This window comes from Bacillus sp. TH22, from assembly GCF_016651015.1.
GTDB lineage: Bacteria > Bacillota > Bacilli > Bacillales > Bacillaceae_G > Bacillus_A > Bacillus_A mycoides.
This window is the reverse complement of the sequence record NZ_JAEKER010000001.1, coordinates 3455090-3474482: the sequence shown is the minus strand read 5'-3', so window position 1 is coordinate 3474482 and position 19393 is coordinate 3455090. Positions and strand designations below refer to the sequence as shown.

Genomic DNA, 19393 nt, shown 5'->3' with positions numbered 1-19393 from the left:
TACTTATTTGTCGTTAAGACAAACTACACCTGGAAGCTCTTTACCTTCCATGAATTCTAATGACGCACCGCCGCCAGTAGAAATGTGGCTCATTTTATCAGCCATACCGAATTTTTCAACAGCTGCTGCAGAGTCACCACCGCCGATAACAGAGTATGTATCTTCTGCATCTGCTAATGCTTGTCCTACTGCTTTTGTACCTTCTGCGAATGGAGTCATTTCGAATACACCCATTGGTCCATTCCATACAACAAGCTTAGAATTTTTAATTACATCTGCATAAATTTCACGTGTTTTAGGACCGATGTCCACGCCTTCCCATGTAGAAGGGATAGAGTCGATACCTACGATTTGAGTTGTTGCAGTTTCAGAGAATTCCTCTGTGATTACAACATCAACTGGCATGTAGAAGTTTACGCCTTTTTCTTTTGCAAGTTGCATAAATTCTTTAGCTAGTTCGATTTTGTCGTTTTCACATAGAGATAGACCAATTTCATGACCTAAAGCTTTAACAAATGTGTAAGCAAGTCCGCCACCGATGATTAAGTTATCTACTTTGTCTAATAGATGACGAATTACACCGATTTTATCTTTTACTTTCGCACCACCGATGATAGCTGTGAATGGACGTTCTGGGTTAGAAAGTGCTTTACCTAATACATCTAACTCTTTTTCCATTAATAAACCAGATACTGCTGGTAGGTAGTCTGCGATTCCTGCTGTAGAAGCGTGAGCACGGTGAGCTGCACCGAATGCATCGTTTACGAAGATATCAGCAAGAGCTGCAAATTCTTTCGCAAGTTCTGCATCGTTCTTTTCTTCGCCCGCATAGAAACGTACGTTTTCAAGAACTAATACGTCGCCTTCGTTCATTGCTGCAACCATTTCTTGTGCAACTGGTCCGAATGCTTCGTCCGCTTTTTTAACATCTTTACCAAGAAGCTCGCCTAAACGTGCTGCTACTGGAGTAAGACGTAATTCTTCTACTGCTTGACCTTTTGGACGGCCTAAATGACTTGCTAAAATTACTTTCGCACCTTGCTCTATTAAATATTGAATTGTAGGAAGAGCTGCACGGATACGAGTTTCATCTGTAATTTTGCCTTCTTTCATAGGTACGTTGAAATCAACGCGGCAAAATACACGCTTACCTTTTAAATCTACGTCACGAATTGATTTTTTGTTCATTGGATTTCCCTCCGACTACTAGTTAGGATTGACAAAACCCATTCAAAAGCTTAACACATTTGCTTCTAAAACGAAAGAAGAGAGAGAGGGAACAAACCCTCTCCCTCGTTTTGTCATTGATTGCTTATATACTTAAGAATTAAAGACCTTTAGAAGTCATGTATGCAGCTAGGTCTACTACGCGGTTAGAGTAACCAGTTTCGTTATCGTACCAAGAAAGTACTTTAACCATGTTACCTTCCATTACCATTGTAGATAATGCATCGATTGTAGAAGAAGCTGTACATCCGTTATAGTCGATAGATACTAATGGCTCTTCGCTGTATCCAAGGATACCTTTTAATTCGCCTTCAGAAGCTGCTTTGAATGCTGCGTTTACATCTTCAACTGTTACTTCTTTGTCAAGTTCAACAACTAAGTCAACAAGAGAAACGTTAGCAGTTGGAACACGTACAGCGCCGCCGTTTAATTTACCTTTAAGTTCTGGTAATACTAATGCTACAGCTTTAGCAGCACCAGTAGATGTTGGGATCATGTTTTCAGCTGCTGCACGAGCACGACGTAAATCTTTGTGTGGTAAGTCTAAGATTTGTTGGTCGTTAGTGTAAGAGTGAATTGTTGTCATCATTCCGCGTTTTACGCCGAATTTTTCGTTTAATACTTTAGCGAATGGAGCTAGACAGTTTGTAGTACAAGAAGCATTAGATACTACGTTGTGGTTAGCTGCATCGTATTGTTCGTGGTTAACACCCATAACTACAGTGATATCTTCGTCAGAAGCTGGAGCTGAGATGATAACTTTCTTAACTGATCCACCTAAGTGTTTCTCAGCGTCTGATTTTTTAGTGAAACGGCCAGTAGATTCTACTACTACTTCTACTCCGTAGTCGCTCCATGGTAATTGAGCTGGGTCACGCTCAGCGATAACTTTAATTTCTTTACCGTTAACAACGATGCTGTTTTCGTTAGCAGATACTTCTGCATTTAAAGTTCCGTGAACTGTATCATATTTTAAAAGGTGAGCTAATGTTTTAGCATCTGTTAAGTCGTTGATTGCTACTACTTCTACCTCAGAGTTGTTAAGAGCTGCGCGGAATACGTTACGTCCGATACGTCCAAATCCATTAATACCAATTTTAGTCATTTAAATTTCCTCCTTGGGGGATTATATTAAAGGGTAATACCCTTTGTTAATTGTTTTGCTGCACCTTCATCTGTAATTAGAATTGAAGTGTGCCCTTGCTTTATTACAGCCTGTATTGCTTTTGCTTTTGAAGAACCTCCAGCGACTGCGACAACGTGAGATACATGTTGTAAATCTTCAAGTTGCATACCAACTGTTCTTACTTTATGAACAACATTTCCTTGTTCATTAAAGTAGTAACCGAAAGCTTCGCCAACTGCTTCGCTTGCCTGAATCTTTAACCAATCTGCTTCTGAAGTATTTCTGCGACGTGCCATTGTTAACGCATCACCAATTCCATGAATGACGATATTGGAAGATCGAATCAACTCAAGAACTTCTTTCACGGAGGGCTCTGTTACAATAGACGCATATGCTTCGCTACTAACGTGATCTGGAACATACAATAAGCGATAATTACTCATCGTATTTTGTGCCATTTTGGCGCAAATGGTATTGGCTTCTAACTCGACACCTTCTCCAATTCCACCACGTGCTGGGACAAATAGCATATGTAAATCTTTGCAATCAAGTTGCATCATGTCCGCAGCAGCAGCTAGCGTACTTCCTCCAGCCACAGCAACGATATTATTCACTGTCAGACGGTCTTTTATACAAGTCACACAAGCACGGCCCATCTCCAGTTTGACCCAAGGTGATTCATCACTATCACCAGGGACAACGAAAACTTCATCCAAGTCTAATGTTTCCTTAAGTTGTTTTTCTAAAACCTTTAACCCGGAAATTTCTTTCATAAAGTCTTCCAAAGCAAGAACTAAAGCTGTTCCTTCTTCTGTCAAAGTCATTCCAGAAGAAGCGACGTGAACTAAGTTTTGTTCTTTCAAAACTTGAACTTCACTTCGCAATACTCGTTCTGTCATACCGAGACTTGCAGATAAGTTTCTTCTTCCAATCGGCTGCATAAGCCTAATGTACTGAAGCACTTGCATTCTCGTTTGCATAACAGGTAGCAGATCAGGTAATAATTTTTTTGTGTTCTGAATCCATGAGCGCATATCTTTTCTCCTCACTGCATCGGTTCATTTCCCTTCGTGGTCACTTTATGTCCCGTAGTGACATTTTGTGTCCCACTTAGGTTAAAAAAATAATCCCTGCTACGTGTATTATTGTAACAGGAGACAGAAACTTATTCAACTCTTAACTGCATTCTTTATATAGTTTATTATGACACCTTTGTGAATGTTACCATATTCCACTTGTCTTCCGCCTATTTCTACAACAGGAATCATTAGATGGTATTTCTCTAAAAGGTCATTATCTTCATATATATCTATTTCCTCAATTTGAAAAGAATATTCATATTGTACTTCTTTTAAAACTTGTTTCGCCTTCACGCAAAGACCACAATCTTTTTTTGTATATAGTACAACCTTCATCTTCTTCACCTATCCAATTGTTTTTCTTAGAGATGAAGCAGGAATATGCATTTGTTCTCTATACTTCGCAACCGTTCTTCGAGAAATAACTATTTCATGCTCTTCTTCTAATAATTTTGAAATCTTTTGATCCGAAAGTGGCTTTTTCTTATTTTCTGCTCCAACAAGCGTTTGAATGAATTGTTTCACACGCTTTGTGGAAACCGCCTCATCTTCCGTCGTAGAAATAGAATTACTAAAGAACGATTTCATCTCAAATAAACCGTGCGGCGTTTGCACATATTTATTACGCGTTGCACGACTAATTGTAGACTCATGCACACCTAACTCTTCCGCCACCTCTTTTAAAGCAAGTGGTTTTAAATACTCTGGACCTCCCCAGAAGAAATCATGCTGTTTTTCCATAATAATACTCATCACTTGTAAGAGTGTTTGTTTTCTCTGTTTCAAACTGCGTATAATCCATTGCACATGCTGATACTTCTCCGATACGTAAGAAGCCACTTCACTTTCACTATTATTTAGTAACGCACTATACTCAGAGTGAATTTCAATTCTTGGCATATTTCTCTCATTCATCTGTAAAACGAGATGATCGCCATCTTTTTTTACCGCCATATCAGGCACGATATAAAGTGGTTTATCAGAAGAAAATGCAAGACCTGGTTTCGGCTGCAATGATGTAATACAGTTCACCGCATCCTGTAATTCCTCGTTGGTACACTTCAACACTTGAACGAGCTTTCGCCAATCTTTCTTAACGAAATAATTAAAATGATCATCTATAATTTCTTCCGCTAACCCATTTCTTCTTTGTAAGCGCTTCAATTGGATTGATAGACATTCCTGAATATTACGCGCACCTACCCCTGCTGGCTCTAACGATTGAACAAGCTCCACGGAACAGTCCACTACATCAATTGGCGCAGAAAGAAGCTCTGATAACTCTTCATTTGTTTCTTGTAAATAGCCATTTCCATCCATGTTCATAATAATGAAAGAAGCTGCTTTTCGCTCTTCTTCATCTATTTTATAATACTGTAGTTGATTTAATAAATGTTGCTGAATCGTTGTAGAATCCACACTGTAGATTTCCATTTGATTATCGACTTGTTTGCGGGTACTTTTACTTGTGTTAGAGCTCTTTTTCTTCTCCCTCTCAAAACCACCTAACTCAATAAGGGGATTCTCTAACGATTGCTCATACAAAAACTCCGATAATTCTTGTACATTATACTGGAGCATTGTAATCGCTTGCCTTAACTCTTGTGTCATTGCCAAACGTAAGCTTTGTTCTTGTAAAAGACTTGCCTTCAAACTAATCTCCCCCTTGTTTCTATTGTACAATAAGTTTGGTAAAAGGAGAATCCTATCGCAGACACCCATTCCAAAATATTATTAATTTATATGTATTAATGAGATTTACATCTTACAACCTAAATTTGAATAATATTGAAAGAAAATAATAACGTATAAAAATTATTACCACATACTAATAGTAACCCTTAATTTTATATATAACAACATTAAATTTATCTCTGTTCAATTCCAAAATAAAAAGAGCAGTTTAGGTATAGTGACACTTCACTATGCCTAACTACTCTTTTATGATTCCTATTAAGTAAGAAACCTCTTATTTAAAGCTAAGGAACTTTGATTCCTAATTACATAGGAATCATAGAGATAATCGTTCGATTCACTAGACGCTCCTTGAATTCCTCTCATCTCTTCCACAGACAACTCAACTATTTTTTTCACGCTTCTCTCGCCACTACTATCCATCATTTTTTGTTTTCTTTTCGAAAAAAATCCCATTTTTTATTCCCCCTTACAATTAATTATTTTTTAACAATTGACTAAATTTAAGGCTCTTACCACTTCTTAATACACCTTTCGGATAGACCTTCGCTGCAAACATAGCAATTAAGCTGATGCTAGCCAGTAATACAACCATAGATGTAATAATTTCTAAACTCCCAACAGATCCATTAATAATCCTAACTACCATACTAATCGGGGCTGTAAATGGTACATATGATGTCACCCTTGATACTAGCCCCTCAGGATTATCAAGTACTACTAATAACTCCACCACTAAGCTTCCCATCAATATAAGGGTAATCGGCATCGTTGTTCCTGATAATTCTTCTGGCCTGCTGACCATGGAACCAAACACTGCGAAAAGCGCTGCATAAACGAAGTAACCGAGAACAAAATATAACAAGAAATATGCAGCGTGCTCACCTGTAATCATATTCACATCAATATTCACTCCAAAAAATGAATCCGATACCTTAAAAACTCCCGATTTAATATATAGCGCCATACTAAGGAAGAAAATAAATAACTGTGTCAAACTAGCAAGACCGACCCCTAAAATTTTTCCGAAAACCATATGGACAGGAGATACTTTTGTTACCATCACTTCCATAACACGTGAGGCTTTCTCTGACGCAACTGCTGTCGCGATAGCATTTCCATATGAAGTGATCGCTAAGTACATAATCGCTACTAATAAATATACTAGTAAAAATGAACTTGTTTCTTCGTTATTTAAGTTTTGCTTTTTCGCTTGCACGTTCATCGTAAGTGATTTCACAGCCTCTTCTGATAACTGTTGTTTAACTACTGTACTTTGGAAATACTGATTTTGTACAAATACCTGTGCACTTTGAATCAACTTAGGATTATCCAGCTTCATGAAATAATCTAATACTGGTTCAGCACCCGCACCCTCTTTTAATATAAAGAGCGCTTCGACTTTCTTATCTAACAAGTCTTGCTTATATTGATTTAATTTTGTTTTATCTCCCAAAGACCAATCCCATTCTGGAAAAGCTTTACTAAGATTAGATTGATCCACCGTAACATTAGGTGCTTCAGAAATAAATACAACCTTTTCTTTTTCTTTCTCTCCAGAAAACTTTTGTACTAAAGTTGGAAAAGAGAATAAAAATATCCCGCCTCCTATTAATAACAATGTCATCCCAATAAATATTTTCGTTCTCACACGATCCCAGTACGTTTGCCCTAAAACAATCCAGAAATTCCTCATTACTTATGCACCCGCCTTTTCAACAAAGATTTGATGTAAAGAAGGTTCTTTAATTGAAACATCTCGGATATATTGTTTAGTTTTAATATCTTCAAGCAGCGAAAATGCATCCTCTCCATCATTAACTTTAATCATGAACGTACGATTATTTTTTTCAAAATTGAAATTTTTTTCCTTGAGAATAGGTTCAATATCTCCTTCCGTTTGCAACGTCATATATTTGTATTGATAACTTTTCTTAATATCTGACAAAGCACCCGATAATACAAGTTGACCGTTTTTCATAATACAAATTTCCTCACAGAACGTTTCTACACTGTCCATTTGATGACTACAAAAGATAATCGTTTTTCTTTGTGCGATTAACTCGAGCACAACATTTTTTAACATCTCTGCATTTATAGGATCCAATCCACTAAATGGCTCATCTAGTATGATGAATTCCGGATTATGCAATATCGCTGAAATCAATTGGATTTTTTGTTGATTTCCCTTTGACAATTCCTCTGTTTTCTTCTTTAAATGTGGTGTCATTTCTAATTTTTCTAGCCATTGTAACGTATGCCTTTTTGCAAGATTAGCTGGCATTCCTTCTAACTTTCCGAAATACACTAATTGCTCCACTACATTCATTTTCGGGTATAATCCACGCTCTTCTGGTAAATAACCGATAGACAAGTCTTTCTTTGAAAAAGGGCGATTATTCCATAGAATTTGGCCGCTATCCGGTTTAATTAAATCTAAAATCATACGAATTGTTGTCGTCTTACCAGCACCATTCCGGCCCAGCATCCCTAAAATCCCGCCTTCTTCTACACGTATATTTAAATCGTTAACGGCTTTATATTCACCAAATGTTTTATTTAATCCTTGAATTTCAAATGCCATATATAACATCCCCTTTTACTGTTTAATAAAGTAAATAACTGCCATTCCTAAAGCAATTCCGCCAATCATGAGTAAAAATTTTTTAAAATTCATCTTTATCTCTCCCATTTTTTAAAATTTGTATTTCGAAAATCAAGTGCACCCTTCGCATTTACAATGCCTTTTCCAAAGTATTTTTTCCCGTCATCCAATACCGGTTTGGCCCCCTGATATAATCTTGTTTTAACAAATCCATTACTAGGCTTCAGCCTAAATTTTTCTTTATATTCCGCAATTACAAGTGCAGCTGTAGCAGATACTTTAGGAACTGCTAGACTCGTTCCAATCATCAGCTCATACCCTCTATCAAATCCTAACCATTCACTTAGCTGAGATTGCGGAAGGTTTGTAGGGTATGTGGTTAATACCATAGCTGTTTCATCTCCCACTTTTTCACTTTCCCACAAAGATCCATAATCTCCTGATGGAGCTGCAATATCAACATTTGTTCCATAATTAGAGTAATAAGCTAATCGATCATCTTTATTTGTTCCCGCAACAGTTACTACCCCCGGTAAACCTCCAGGCATATGAAGTTGCAAGTCGTTTTCATATCCTCTTTGCTTAGCTAATTGAAAAGGATTTGAAATATCGAACCCTTCTGTTCCAGAGGAAGCCACTAGCAAACTCCCTTTACTATTCGCATACTCTATTGCTCTTTTGTAAGCTAAATACACAGCTCCTTCTTCTGGATCTTTAATGGACTTGTATGTTCCTAAACTTAAATTAATAACATCCATCCCATCATTTGCAGCCTCTACAATAGCTTTAATAATCCAGCTTGAATCCGCAGAACTACCTTGAAATACTTTGTACGGTACAATCCCGATTTTTGGAGCTACACCCTTTATTTTCCCATCAGCAGCTATCAGCCCCGCAATCATTGTTCCATGACCAATATTATCTTCAATCGATTCTACATTCGGAACTAAAATTTTCCCCTGACTAACTATATTCCCCTTTAACGCAGGATGATTTACATCAATTCCACTATCAATAACACCAATCTTTACACTATGATTTCCTTGTTCAATTTTATAGCTCTCCCCATTTTCTGTTACCTTATCGATATCCCATTTCCATTTGCTATAATCGACCTCTTCTTGTTCTAATTGTGAAGGTGCGTATTTTGTTATATTCGAAGGTTTCTTCACTATAGTGGGTGGCTTTAATTCCACTACATCCTCTCTACCTGCTTTTTCAATTATCCCTTTATAATTTTTTAATAAATGCTGCTTCGCTTCTTGTACTCTTTCTAAATTATCACCTTCAATATTCAGCATCTTAATTTCTTTTATTACTTCTAGCTTTAAATCTGGATATTTATCTCTAATTTCCTTTATCATTTCATCCGTATTTTCACCTTGCCTCAATGTAAACACATACGAATTTTCTTTAATTTGATTATGTTTCATTTCTTCAGCGCTTATCGTACTAACTCCAACTATAGGAAGGTTTAATAATAATCCTACTGTAATTCCAGCACCTATTTTCGCTATAGTGTTTCGATATTTAGGCCAATCTTTCACTTTTAATCCCTCCTTTTACTTCCTGAGCTTTTGACAATTGATAATAATATCCTTGCTTCTCAAGTAACTCTGTATGTGATCCTATCTCTACAATTGCTCCCTTATCCATTACAATAATCTTATCTGCATTCTTAACCGTACTTAACCTATGTGCAATGACAATCCTTGTACATGACATATCAGTTAAATTCTCATCAATAACTCTTTCAGACAATGTATCGAGGGCACTTGTCGCCTCATCTAATATTAGAATAGATGGGTTTGTTACCAATGCTCTAGCTAATATTAACCTTTGTCTTTGCCCACCAGAGAAGTTAACTCCAAATTCAGATACCATCGTTTGAAAATTTAATGGTAGTATCATAATATCTTCAAATATATTCGCTTGCTTTGATGCCTCAATTACTCCATTCGGAGGCACACCTTTCCTTTGCGCGATAATATTTTCTCCTACCGTTTTGTTAAACAATCTCGCTTCTTGGAAAACAACTCCTATTGATTTCCTTAAAAATTTCAAATTCAACTTTTCGCTTTCTATCCCATCAAATCGGATTTTCCCATTCGTTGGTGTATATAGTCCAAGAAGCATTTTTACAATTGTACTTTTTCCAGAACCAGACGCCCCAACAATTGCGACCTTCTCACCAGCCTTGATTTTAAATGAAACATTCTGAATTGCATCTTCACTGAAATAATTGTGACGATAAGAAACATTTTCAAACTCAATATCACCATTCAGTTTTTTAATTCCTGAAAATTGATTTACCTCTCTCTCCGATCTCGCATGCATTACATCGTAAATCCGCTGAATATAGGAGCTAATATAAATCAATTCACCATAGCCACTCCCAATGGAAATAATCGGTGTTATAAACGAAATCGCTAATGCGTTAAAGCCGAGTACACTTCCTAATGTCATATTTCCAGCTAGCACCTGTTGTCCACTGAACCAAAGTAGAAACAACGGTAAAATAAATTGAATAGAACCCGCTAATGTATTCATCAACGCCGTCCAGATAGATCTCTTCTCTGCATGAATAAGTTGAGAACCAAAGCGTTCTTGCCATTCTGTAAATACTTGCTTTTCCAATCCCATAACCTTCACATCACTAATCCCATTAATACTCTCAGACAAAATTCTTTGAACTTGAGCTTGAGCCGAAACCTCTTTATCAGCTAACTTCTTAGAAACAGTCGTGCTCATGACAAGTAGGGCGAATATAACAATCCCAACTGCTAACACAACGAATCCTAATAAGGTCGAATAATGAAACATGAAGAATAAGTAAGTGAAAAGCAGAATTCCATCTATAAGAAAGGAAATTACCTTAGTAGATAATATTTGTCTAATATATACATTGGAATTTGCTCTAAATAACAGTTCTCCCATAGATCGATTCTCAAAAAAGTTATAAGAAAGACTTAATAGTTTTTCTATAAAACTTTGCATTAAAGACATATCAATTGCCGTTTGCAACTTCGCTATTAGAAAGCCTCTTAACGAAGCAAATACTTGATAACTTATTAGCAATACTAAAATGCTGTAACCTATCATATTCATATAGCTCGGATCTCTCGGAACAATTACATGGTCGGTCATCCAACTTGTTACAAATGGAATCACCAGCGCAAAAGCCTGAATTATTAAAGATGCTAATACAATTAAAGCTATTAATTTCTTTTTTCCTAACACAAACGATAAAAAGAATTGCAAATGAGAGACACCTTTTTGTTTTTGAAATGACTCATCTGGTTCAAGTGTTAATACAAATCCAGAATACTTTTCCTCCATCTCTTTTTTAGAGATTTTATTTCTTCCGTAAGCAGGGTCTATAACTATAGCCCCTTTTTTTGTCACTTTCTCTAGGACTACATAATGTTTATGCTCCCAATGGATAACTGCTGGTAATTTAACTTCACTTAAAGCCTCATATTCAGCTTTATATCCTTTTACATGAAAACCATTTTTTCTAGCAATATGCATAAGCTGGTATAAAGATGTACCACCTTTTGGGACACCAAACTCTTCTCTTAATTCCGCTAACGAAACATGCTTTTCATAAAAACTAAAGACCATCGCCAATGAGGCTAATCCACATTCGCTATGTTCCATCTGTTCTATAAAGGGCACCTTTGCCATTTTATTCCCCCCTATCTCTTTAACTATTAATCATGGCAACACCCTCATGGTTACCCTGATTAAAATTAAATTCAAATGTAATTAATCCTAAAAAATATGCAGCTATTCCGATTTGGACCCTTGAATGTATTTCTAACTTTCTTTTAATTGAGGCTACTAATTCCCCCACCCTCCTTCTACTAATAAATAACTCCCTTGCTATTTCAACATCCTTCAAACCTCGTGCAATCAACACAGCTACTTCTTTTTCTCGACCACTTAAAACTTTCTTCATCATTCTCCTCCTTTATTCTCAAACCATATTAGATTATTTTTTCTCGTTTATTAAACTGTGTTGTCTTAATCTGTACTCATATCATATCCTTCTTTTAAACGTTATTGTCCGCAATGCACGTTGTAGTTACCGCAAACAAATTAGCGCGATTCTCCGCAACATCTTCATAAAAAAAACACATCGCATTTGCGATATGCTTAATTGTGAAGATCTCCTTCTTATGTTACAATTTGAATATTACGAATTTTCCGTAAAAAAAGGGGGCTGCGAGTGATTTATTCATTACAAAACGAATTAATTTTGCGTGCAAAAAAACTGGTTTATGGACATTTTTTCGAATCTACATTACGTCAATGTTCTTCAGAATATATCGAATACAAATTCAATGATTCTACTCGTTTTGCTAACATCACTCTCGTACATTATGAAATATTTCAGGATAACCAAAATGAAGAAGAAAAACAATTACTGCTAACAATTATAGAATTACTTATGCTCTCTCTAGATATTATGGATGATATTCAAGATGAAGATTTCTTAGAAGGACCTTGGACAAAACATCCAATTGCCACAAATCTCAATATAATTATGGGATTCTTACTTATTTGTTTGCAAGAAATTGACAAATCTTCCCTTTCAATTCAAATGAAAAACTGGCTCAAAAATGAAATACACTCTTGTATTTTAAACTCTATTAATGGACAACAGCTAGATCTTAAAAATGAAATCCATTCTGAAAAAGATTATATCGATATGGTAACTCACAAATCTGGATATCTAATTAAACTTGCATGCTTATTAGGAACAGGGAATATCAACCCTATCCAGCGTTCTTTAATTGAAAACTACGCACTATGTATAGGTGTTATTAATCAAATAAAAAACGACATGCGTGATATTATGCAATGGGATAAGAAAAATGATTTTCTTAATTTAAAGAAAACTTTACCAATACTATATTATTTAAATAGTAAAAATGATAACTTTATACTTATAAAAAAATTCTTTAATCAAGAGATACAATATGATGAATTAAATAATCAAGCATTAGATTCTTTAAAACACATATTACTATACGGTGGATCGATGGAGTATTGCTCCGTTATGCAGAACCTATATGTATACAAATGCCAAGGATACATCGAACAACTTTCACTCAGTCAAGCAAATAAGGATAGGTTAATTGATACTCTAATTTAGTTTACTTCCATGTCTCAGCAGCTTTACTAAGTAAAGTCGATTTATTTAAAGTACCTAATATAATTTCTAATTCTTTTTTTGATATACCATCAATGGCTATTGTTCCTTGACTACACACATTTTTAAATTGAATATCTTCTAATATACGTTCAACTAATTCCCTAATCATATATCGTTCACCCCACCAATTTTTATAGTTTTATATTATTACATATTCTTTTGCTATTATCCGCAATCCTATTGCGGGATTCCGAAATTATATATGATAGTGAGGTAGTTCTAGCAATGATTAAACAACGTCCAATTTATTTCGTAATTTCATTAATAATTTTTTACTTAATCATACAAAGTTACATCCTCTACAAATTTTATCAGCCTTACAGTGGCATTATCGCTTCTAAAGAAAACCATAAGACATATACAATCAGTCAAATTGATACTTCGGGTTGGGCTGCAAAAACAGCATTAAAAGCAGGTGATGAAATTTACAAAGTGAATGGGGAGAATCCTTATTTAGGGGTTTTCAAGCGGTACCAAAATCAATTTTTAAATGCAACCGAAATTCAAACTATAAAGAATGATAGGATCTCTACTTATAGCACAACAGCTACTTCAGACAACAAGGAGCTACTTATTACATTATACTTACCAATGATTTTTTCTCTAACCATTTTAAGCTTATGTTTTATTGTCTATAGAAATAAAGCTATAAGGCGAGAAGAGCGTTATTTTATGCTTTTTTTATTAGCAACCTCTATTAGCCTTTCCGCCTCTTCTATATCTAGTAAATCTGATTTTGGCGGACTCTTAATTATAAGTATCTCTTTTCAAAGTGTATCTTTATTTCTTACTTTATTTCTATATCAACTGTTTAAGCGGAAGGAAATTATTATTATACATAAAAATGTGGTTAGATTTCACATTTGTCTATACATGACCGTTGTTACTACTGGCTTATTATCCGTTACCTTTTTTCCAAATTTGCAACAAGTCTCTGCTTACACAGATTTAGCTTATTTATGTTTTAGTATTCTTTTAAGTGTATATTTCCTTTTAAAAGGATACATAAAATATAGAAATACTTTACACAGACCTTTTTTTAAATTTATGTTAGTTATCCAATGTATTTCCTTCGGGCCATTTATAATACTATATGCTCTCCCAAGGATATTATTTAATGCAGCCATTATTAGGGCTGATATTGCAGCATTATTCCTATTTTGCATTCCAATTGGCTACTTTTATTTAATATTAACAAAGCAAATCTTTGATATTGATTTTATGTTTGATCGTGTTCGATACTACTCTATGCTCTCATTACTTCCAACTATCATTATTACGTTAATTATAAGTTGGGGTATTAATCCTGACGAACGCTTCTTTATTAGACTCATGCAAAATTTTATTATCATTTTCCCTTTAAACATACTGTTTCTTATAATAAAGGAACGATTAGATTTCACATTTCGCAATCAATTATTCAGAAGCAAAACCAATCTACATGTAAGTATTGATCAATTCGCACAACAACTTTCTTCCATTATGAAAGTAAAAGATTTAGAGAAAAAATTTATGAATGAAATTATCTCCCTACTAAAACCATGTTTTATACAATTTATTGAATTTGATATAAAACAAAATACATACAATTGTTATAAAAGTTACGGAGAAACAGAAAAATTTAATCTTTCGAAAAAGAAACAATGGGGAATGGAATCGGGATATGTAAATGATTTATTAGAAGATGACGGATGTATCGGCATCTATTTATATTCTACTCAAAATACAAAGCATTACATTTGGGTTGGAAATAAAACCAACAATATTAAATTTAATATCAATGAAAAAACTTGGTTTATTGCTATCGTAAAATATGTACGTCTCGTTTATGAAAACCTAAATTCAGTTAACCAGATCATTCAATCTTTAGAAAAAAAAAGCCTAGCAAATAAAACACATTCAGCAACTCTTTCGCGCCTACTATTTCAAATCTCAGAGACTGAAAGGCGTCGACTCGCTGCAGATCTTCATGACGCTGCCCTGCAAGACCAAATTGTCTGGTATCGGAAACTAGAAACCGTATTAAAAGAACATACTGTACCAGGTGAATTGCAGGGACAATTAGAAAAAATAAAATTCGGTATGTTTGATGTTATTCAACAAATTCGTGACACTTGTAATGAATTAAAACCCGCTCTTCTATCTGAAATTGGTCTTATAGGTGCGCTTAAAGAGCTATTAGCACAAATGCAACTACGTACTAATTTCCGAATTCAATTTGAATACGACTCAATACAGGAGAATCATTACGAATTTGATAAAATTTTATCTATTTATCGTATCATCCAAGAATTATTAAACAATGCTGATAAGCACTCTAATGCAAATTTAATTAATATATTTTTATGGGAAGAGAATAATTGTATTTATCTAGATTATCGTGATAATGGCATCGGTTTTAATACACAAGCCCCCTATTCTTCAAATAAACATATGGGCTTATCTGGAATTAAAGGGCGCGTTCAAGGAATAGGAGGCGAAATTCAGCTTATTTCAGAAATAGGAAATGGACTACAAGTAAATATTACTATACCGAGGTGAATAAAGTGATACACGTTTTGATTGTAGACGATCACCAAATAGTTGGTGAAGGCACGAAAAACATGATCGAGTTAGAAGAAGATATTCAAGCAACATACATTTTAAACGAACAGGAAGCAATTTCTCAAAGTTCAAAAACACCTTTTGATATATATCTTTTAGACATGAACATGCCTAATTATAGTGGACTTGATGTAGCTCAAAAACTTTTTCACATACAACCAGATGCAAAAATCATTCTCTACACAGGCTTCGAATATTTATCACAATTTAATTTATTAATAGATTCTGGTATTAGCGGTATTGTTAGCAAATCAGCATCACAGCAAGAGTTATTAATGGCTATTCGGGCCGTCTTAAATGGGTATACTTTAATTCCAATTTCTCTATTGCGACAACTTCGAGTTGAAGATATGACTGTTGATAACTTAGATCCGAAAAGAGCATCAAGCCATGTTACAATTACACAAAAAGAATTAGAAATTCTTGAATCCATCGCAAAAGGAAAAAGTAATAAACAAATTGCAGATGAATTATATATGAGTTCTAGGGCTGTTGAATATAATTTAACGAAACTGTTTAAAAAGTTCAAGGTGAGTTCTCGTTCTGAAGCACTAGCTGAAGCTGTTCGAAAAGGTATAATAAATGTAAATGTATAATAAAGAAATTCTACCAAAAGGTAGAATTTCTTTTCATTTATCCTTTTACATTTTCTAATGTCATAACGGATGGAATTTCATTCGGCTGTACTAGTCTTAATAACTGCATACCAACTCCTGCTATCCCTACAAACATACCGAATGATTGAATATCATCTGGTGCATCACATTGATAACTACCAGTTTCTCTATAATTATTAATGACTTGTATGCCAATTTGCATCGCCTGTTCATACAATTCTTTATTATCATATAACTGTGAAACAGCCAATAGTAATTCCGTGTCCCCCATATTCCCATGACATAATGTATCATTATTTTTAAATCCATACTTTCGTATATTATTTACAGCTACTCGAATTTCTTCGTCCATTTCTACATCTTCTTCATAGCTTCTTACTAAAACCCTACTCAATCCTATTCCAGTGGAACCGTGGCACCATTGATGTAAACACTTCTTCTCACTCTCTCTTGTGTCTTTCCACGCACTTTCTTCTTTTTCAAATAATGATCGATCATAAGCAAGTGCTTTTTTAGCTAAATTAATATATTCTTGATTCCTATTCATAATCCCTGAACGCCATAAGCTCCAAGCGATACCACTCGTCCCATGAGAAAAACCACCTAAATAACTGTTAGTATGTTTATTCTTCCACGCTACTCCACTTTCTAATATTGATACATTTCCCACCAAATGCTTACTGTACATATCAGCAAGATTTAAATAATCTGGATCCTTTGTCATTTCAAATAAATTAAGGGCCACTTGAATAACTCCCGCTGAACCACTTAACAAATCAAACTCTTCTTCTTCTTCGAGCCTTTCTTTTAATTCTACTTTTATTTCTTCTAAAAAATCCTGATATTCTTTTCTAGGACTTATAGATTGAAAATGTGCTAATGGATATAACAATGAATATTTACCCAAGAAGGTTGATAGAAGCCCCTTCGCTTTCGATAAAGGGTTCATCGCTGATTTCAACGCCTTATGAGCAACCTCTAAATATTTTTCGTTACCTGTAACCTTATTTAGATACAATAAGAATAGTGCTACGCCACCTAAACCGTCATATAAATTTTGTTTCATAGGAGCAACATACCACTTGTCGTGAATAACATTTGCTTGTAACCATGAAGCCGTTGTTCTATCACCGGATAATACTACATTCTCTAATAAGGCCTCTCCGATATTTATAGCTTCCTGCAAGATTGTCTCCTGATGATTTTCTAACAATTCACTTCTGTAATCCTCTTTTCTTCTCACTTTAATATCAACATCTCTATTTCCCTGTATTGCCAACTTCAGCCATCCTCTTTGCTTTTCCAATTCCTTATCATCAAAATGATAAATTCTATTATATACTTGCTCATAACCGCTCTCCTTAAAAAAATCTTCCATCCTTTCACCTGTACTACTATATAAATCTCGTGAATCTGTAAAAGTCGTAAATATAGGAACATCCGCACGTAATAAGTCTTGAATCTCATGAATGACTAGTTCCTTATTTTCGTATGGGTAATACCATACTCTTTCAAATAATTGTTCCAATAAAATTGAATCTCTCATATAGTCTGGATGTGTAGACTCTTGTAAGAAATTACAATATTGTTGAGTAGCTCTAGCAACAATGCGAATTTTATTTTCTTTAAATGTAATTAAAGGTCCTCTTTCTGATAAAATCTCTTCCTTATACTCAATAAAAAATTTACACATTTCCTGAAAACCATCAATAATAAAGGTTAAATAATCCTCTACATAAATTTCTTCTACTCCAAGTTTCGGTAGATTTTTAGCACTTTGACTTTTAGCTTCTTTCATAGTAAATTCCATTTCATCCTTACTATTTTGATTTAAAGCCAACACCTTAAACGGCAAATCTTGCTCTTTTCCATTTAAAGCACTTAAATCTATACCTTTTCCATCGATGTTTTGAAACATTGCTTGTGGCAGCAATCCAGATCCTATCACTGAGTCGCTTTGTTCATACTTCAATTTTACTTCCGCACTATCCGGAAAATTCAGTTTTGGATATTGATGAAAAATCGTCTCCGAATCAATAATGTATGGATACTCTCCATGAGCAATTATATTTTCAAAATGCAAATCAGCACCTTTTAACATATGCATTAACCCAATCAACTTACCAAAACGTAAATAGTAGCGCTCCACCTCTTCTTTAGAAGAACATGGTTTATAAAATATTTTTTCTTCCCATCCATATTCACCAAAGTCTAAAACTTTATATGATGGAAGTTGTATACTTCCACTTACCTCATTCATCCATTCTAAAAACGCATGGTACGATTTCGTAATTCCCATGGACTTTGGCTTATATAAAATTTCTTTACCTGAAGAGAATACAAGCTGAACAACCGTTTTTCCTTCTTGATGTGTATCTCCTAATCCAACCTTAATTTCGCTTAATGATGCATCCTGCAATTGAAATTCTTTTTGTAATTGTAGCCAATTTTCATTCAAACGAAATAGTAACATTTGAACATTTTGTATAAAATACTCTGTTCTCAAAATTAACCTTCGTGTTAATGTTGCATATTCCTCATAGAATGCAATTAAATTCTCCTTATTTCTAGCTTTCTCTCTGACAAAGGATAGAAATCGTTCTTCTGGAGTCTCTCCTACTAGTTCTTCCCTTAGTTTTACAATATTAAATTCTAAGACTAGTGATCGCACCGCATTATTTAATAACTCTTCTACTAAAGATCGAACTAACATTTCTTTAATCTCTTCATGCTCATAACGTATCTTATTTAATCTATATTTCAACGAACTATCTATCATTTCGGCTGCATAAAGTGCAAACGGCCTAACAAATTCTATAAACCCTAAATCTTCCTCTGCACTTAATGGTTTACTTTCACACAACTCTATTCCCATTTCTAACAAGCGCAAATTCACATATTCATTTAATTCATCTATATATAAATGCTCTTTGAATTCAGGGATTTTCTCAATTAAACTCGCAAACTCTTCTTTTGTCATTTCATTCATCTTTAATTTATAATCAAAATCAGCTTTATTACTTCTAAACATTTTATCTATCCATTTATTTAATTGGTCTAAATTTAACTCTTCCGATAATAATAAATCTCTTCTACTCATTAGCGTTTTATAACGCTCTTTCAAATTAAGACTCTTCGCAAATGCCTTTTCATTTATATATGAGTGAATTAACATAATAATTTAATCCCCTTCCTTATTTTAAAATCCATATTCCAATA

16 protein-coding genes are annotated in these 19393 nt (G+C 34.5%); 3 read left to right on the top strand and 13 right to left on the bottom strand.

The window, feature by feature from the left end; genetic code table 11:
* Positions 1-3: 3 nt before the first annotated feature.
* The 11 genes from JFU18_RS17545 to JFU18_RS17495 all read right to left on the bottom strand — a co-directional run bounded on the left by JFU18_RS17545 (position 4) and on the right by JFU18_RS17495 (position 11693).
* Entirely contained in the window at positions 4-1188 is a 1185-nt protein-coding gene (locus JFU18_RS17545) for a phosphoglycerate kinase (protein WP_002016070.1), read from the bottom strand.
* Between the two features lie 139 nt (positions 1189-1327).
* A complete protein-coding gene (gene gap, locus JFU18_RS17540) occupies positions 1328-2332 on the bottom strand; it encodes a type I glyceraldehyde-3-phosphate dehydrogenase (protein ID WP_002016071.1) in 1005 nt (334 codons plus the stop codon).
* A gap of 26 nt (positions 2333-2358) precedes the next feature.
* Positions 2359-3387, bottom strand: coding sequence for a gapA transcriptional regulator CggR (cggR, locus tag JFU18_RS17535; RefSeq protein WP_061673724.1), 1029 nt, complete (start codon positions 3385-3387; stop codon positions 2359-2361).
* 135 nt (positions 3388-3522) lie between these two features.
* Positions 3523-3768: a glutaredoxin family protein gene (locus JFU18_RS17530; protein WP_002143722.1), complete on the bottom strand. Its 246-nt coding sequence runs from the start codon at positions 3766-3768 to the stop codon at positions 3523-3525.
* A gap of 9 nt (positions 3769-3777) precedes the next feature.
* Positions 3778-5085 carry an RNA polymerase factor sigma-54 gene (rpoN, locus tag JFU18_RS17525; RefSeq protein WP_201034496.1) on the bottom strand — a complete coding sequence of 436 codons (1308 nt, stop codon included), beginning with the start codon at positions 5083-5085 and terminating at the stop codon, positions 3778-3780.
* 300 nt (positions 5086-5385) lie between these two features.
* Positions 5386-5583, bottom strand: a complete 198-nt coding sequence (locus JFU18_RS17520; RefSeq protein ID WP_201032090.1) for a hypothetical protein — start codon at positions 5581-5583, stop codon at positions 5386-5388.
* Between the two features lie 19 nt (positions 5584-5602).
* Positions 5603-6823, bottom strand: a complete 1221-nt coding sequence (locus JFU18_RS17515) for an ABC transporter permease (RefSeq protein WP_201032091.1) — start codon at positions 6821-6823, stop codon at positions 5603-5605.
* Between the two features lie 3 nt (positions 6824-6826).
* Positions 6827-7711 carry an ABC transporter ATP-binding protein gene (locus JFU18_RS17510; RefSeq protein WP_201032092.1) on the bottom strand — a complete coding sequence of 295 codons (885 nt, stop codon included), beginning with the start codon at positions 7709-7711 and terminating at the stop codon, positions 6827-6829.
* A gap of 95 nt (positions 7712-7806) precedes the next feature.
* Positions 7807-9279, bottom strand: a complete 1473-nt coding sequence (locus tag JFU18_RS17505; RefSeq protein ID WP_201032093.1) for a S8 family peptidase — start codon at positions 9277-9279, stop codon at positions 7807-7809.
* Positions 9263-11419: a peptidase domain-containing ABC transporter gene (locus JFU18_RS17500; protein ID WP_201032094.1), complete on the bottom strand. Its 2157-nt coding sequence runs from the start codon at positions 11417-11419 to the stop codon at positions 9263-9265. The genes JFU18_RS17505 and JFU18_RS17500 overlap by 17 nt, the downstream gene beginning before the upstream one ends.
* A 19-nt stretch (positions 11420-11438) precedes the next feature.
* A complete protein-coding gene (locus tag JFU18_RS17495; protein WP_201032095.1) occupies positions 11439-11693 on the bottom strand; it encodes a response regulator transcription factor in 255 nt (84 codons plus the stop codon).
* Between the two features lie 270 nt (positions 11694-11963).
* Here JFU18_RS17495 and JFU18_RS17490 point away from each other — a divergent pair, with 270 nt between their 5' ends.
* A complete protein-coding gene (locus JFU18_RS17490; RefSeq protein WP_201032096.1) occupies positions 11964-12893 on the top strand; it encodes a polyprenyl synthetase family protein in 930 nt (309 codons plus the stop codon).
* A gap of 1 nt (position 12894) precedes the next feature.
* Here the strand turns inward: JFU18_RS17490 and JFU18_RS17485 are convergent, their stop codons facing one another.
* A complete protein-coding gene (locus JFU18_RS17485) occupies positions 12895-13062 on the bottom strand; it encodes a hypothetical protein (RefSeq protein ID WP_201032097.1) in 168 nt (55 codons plus the stop codon).
* Between the two features lie 116 nt (positions 13063-13178).
* Here JFU18_RS17485 and JFU18_RS17480 point away from each other — a divergent pair, with 116 nt between their 5' ends.
* Together JFU18_RS17480 and JFU18_RS17475 are read left to right on the top strand one after the other, a co-directional pair.
* A complete protein-coding gene (locus JFU18_RS17480) occupies positions 13179-15494 on the top strand; it encodes a sensor histidine kinase (RefSeq protein ID WP_201032098.1) in 2316 nt (771 codons plus the stop codon).
* A gap of 5 nt (positions 15495-15499) precedes the next feature.
* Positions 15500-16153: a response regulator gene (locus JFU18_RS17475; protein WP_201032099.1), complete on the top strand. Its 654-nt coding sequence runs from the start codon at positions 15500-15502 to the stop codon at positions 16151-16153.
* 37 nt (positions 16154-16190) lie between these two features.
* Here the strand turns inward: JFU18_RS17475 and JFU18_RS17470 are convergent, their stop codons facing one another.
* Positions 16191-19349: a type 2 lanthipeptide synthetase LanM family protein gene (locus tag JFU18_RS17470; protein ID WP_201032100.1), complete on the bottom strand. Its 3159-nt coding sequence runs from the start codon at positions 19347-19349 to the stop codon at positions 16191-16193.
* Positions 19350-19393 lie beyond the last annotated feature (44 nt).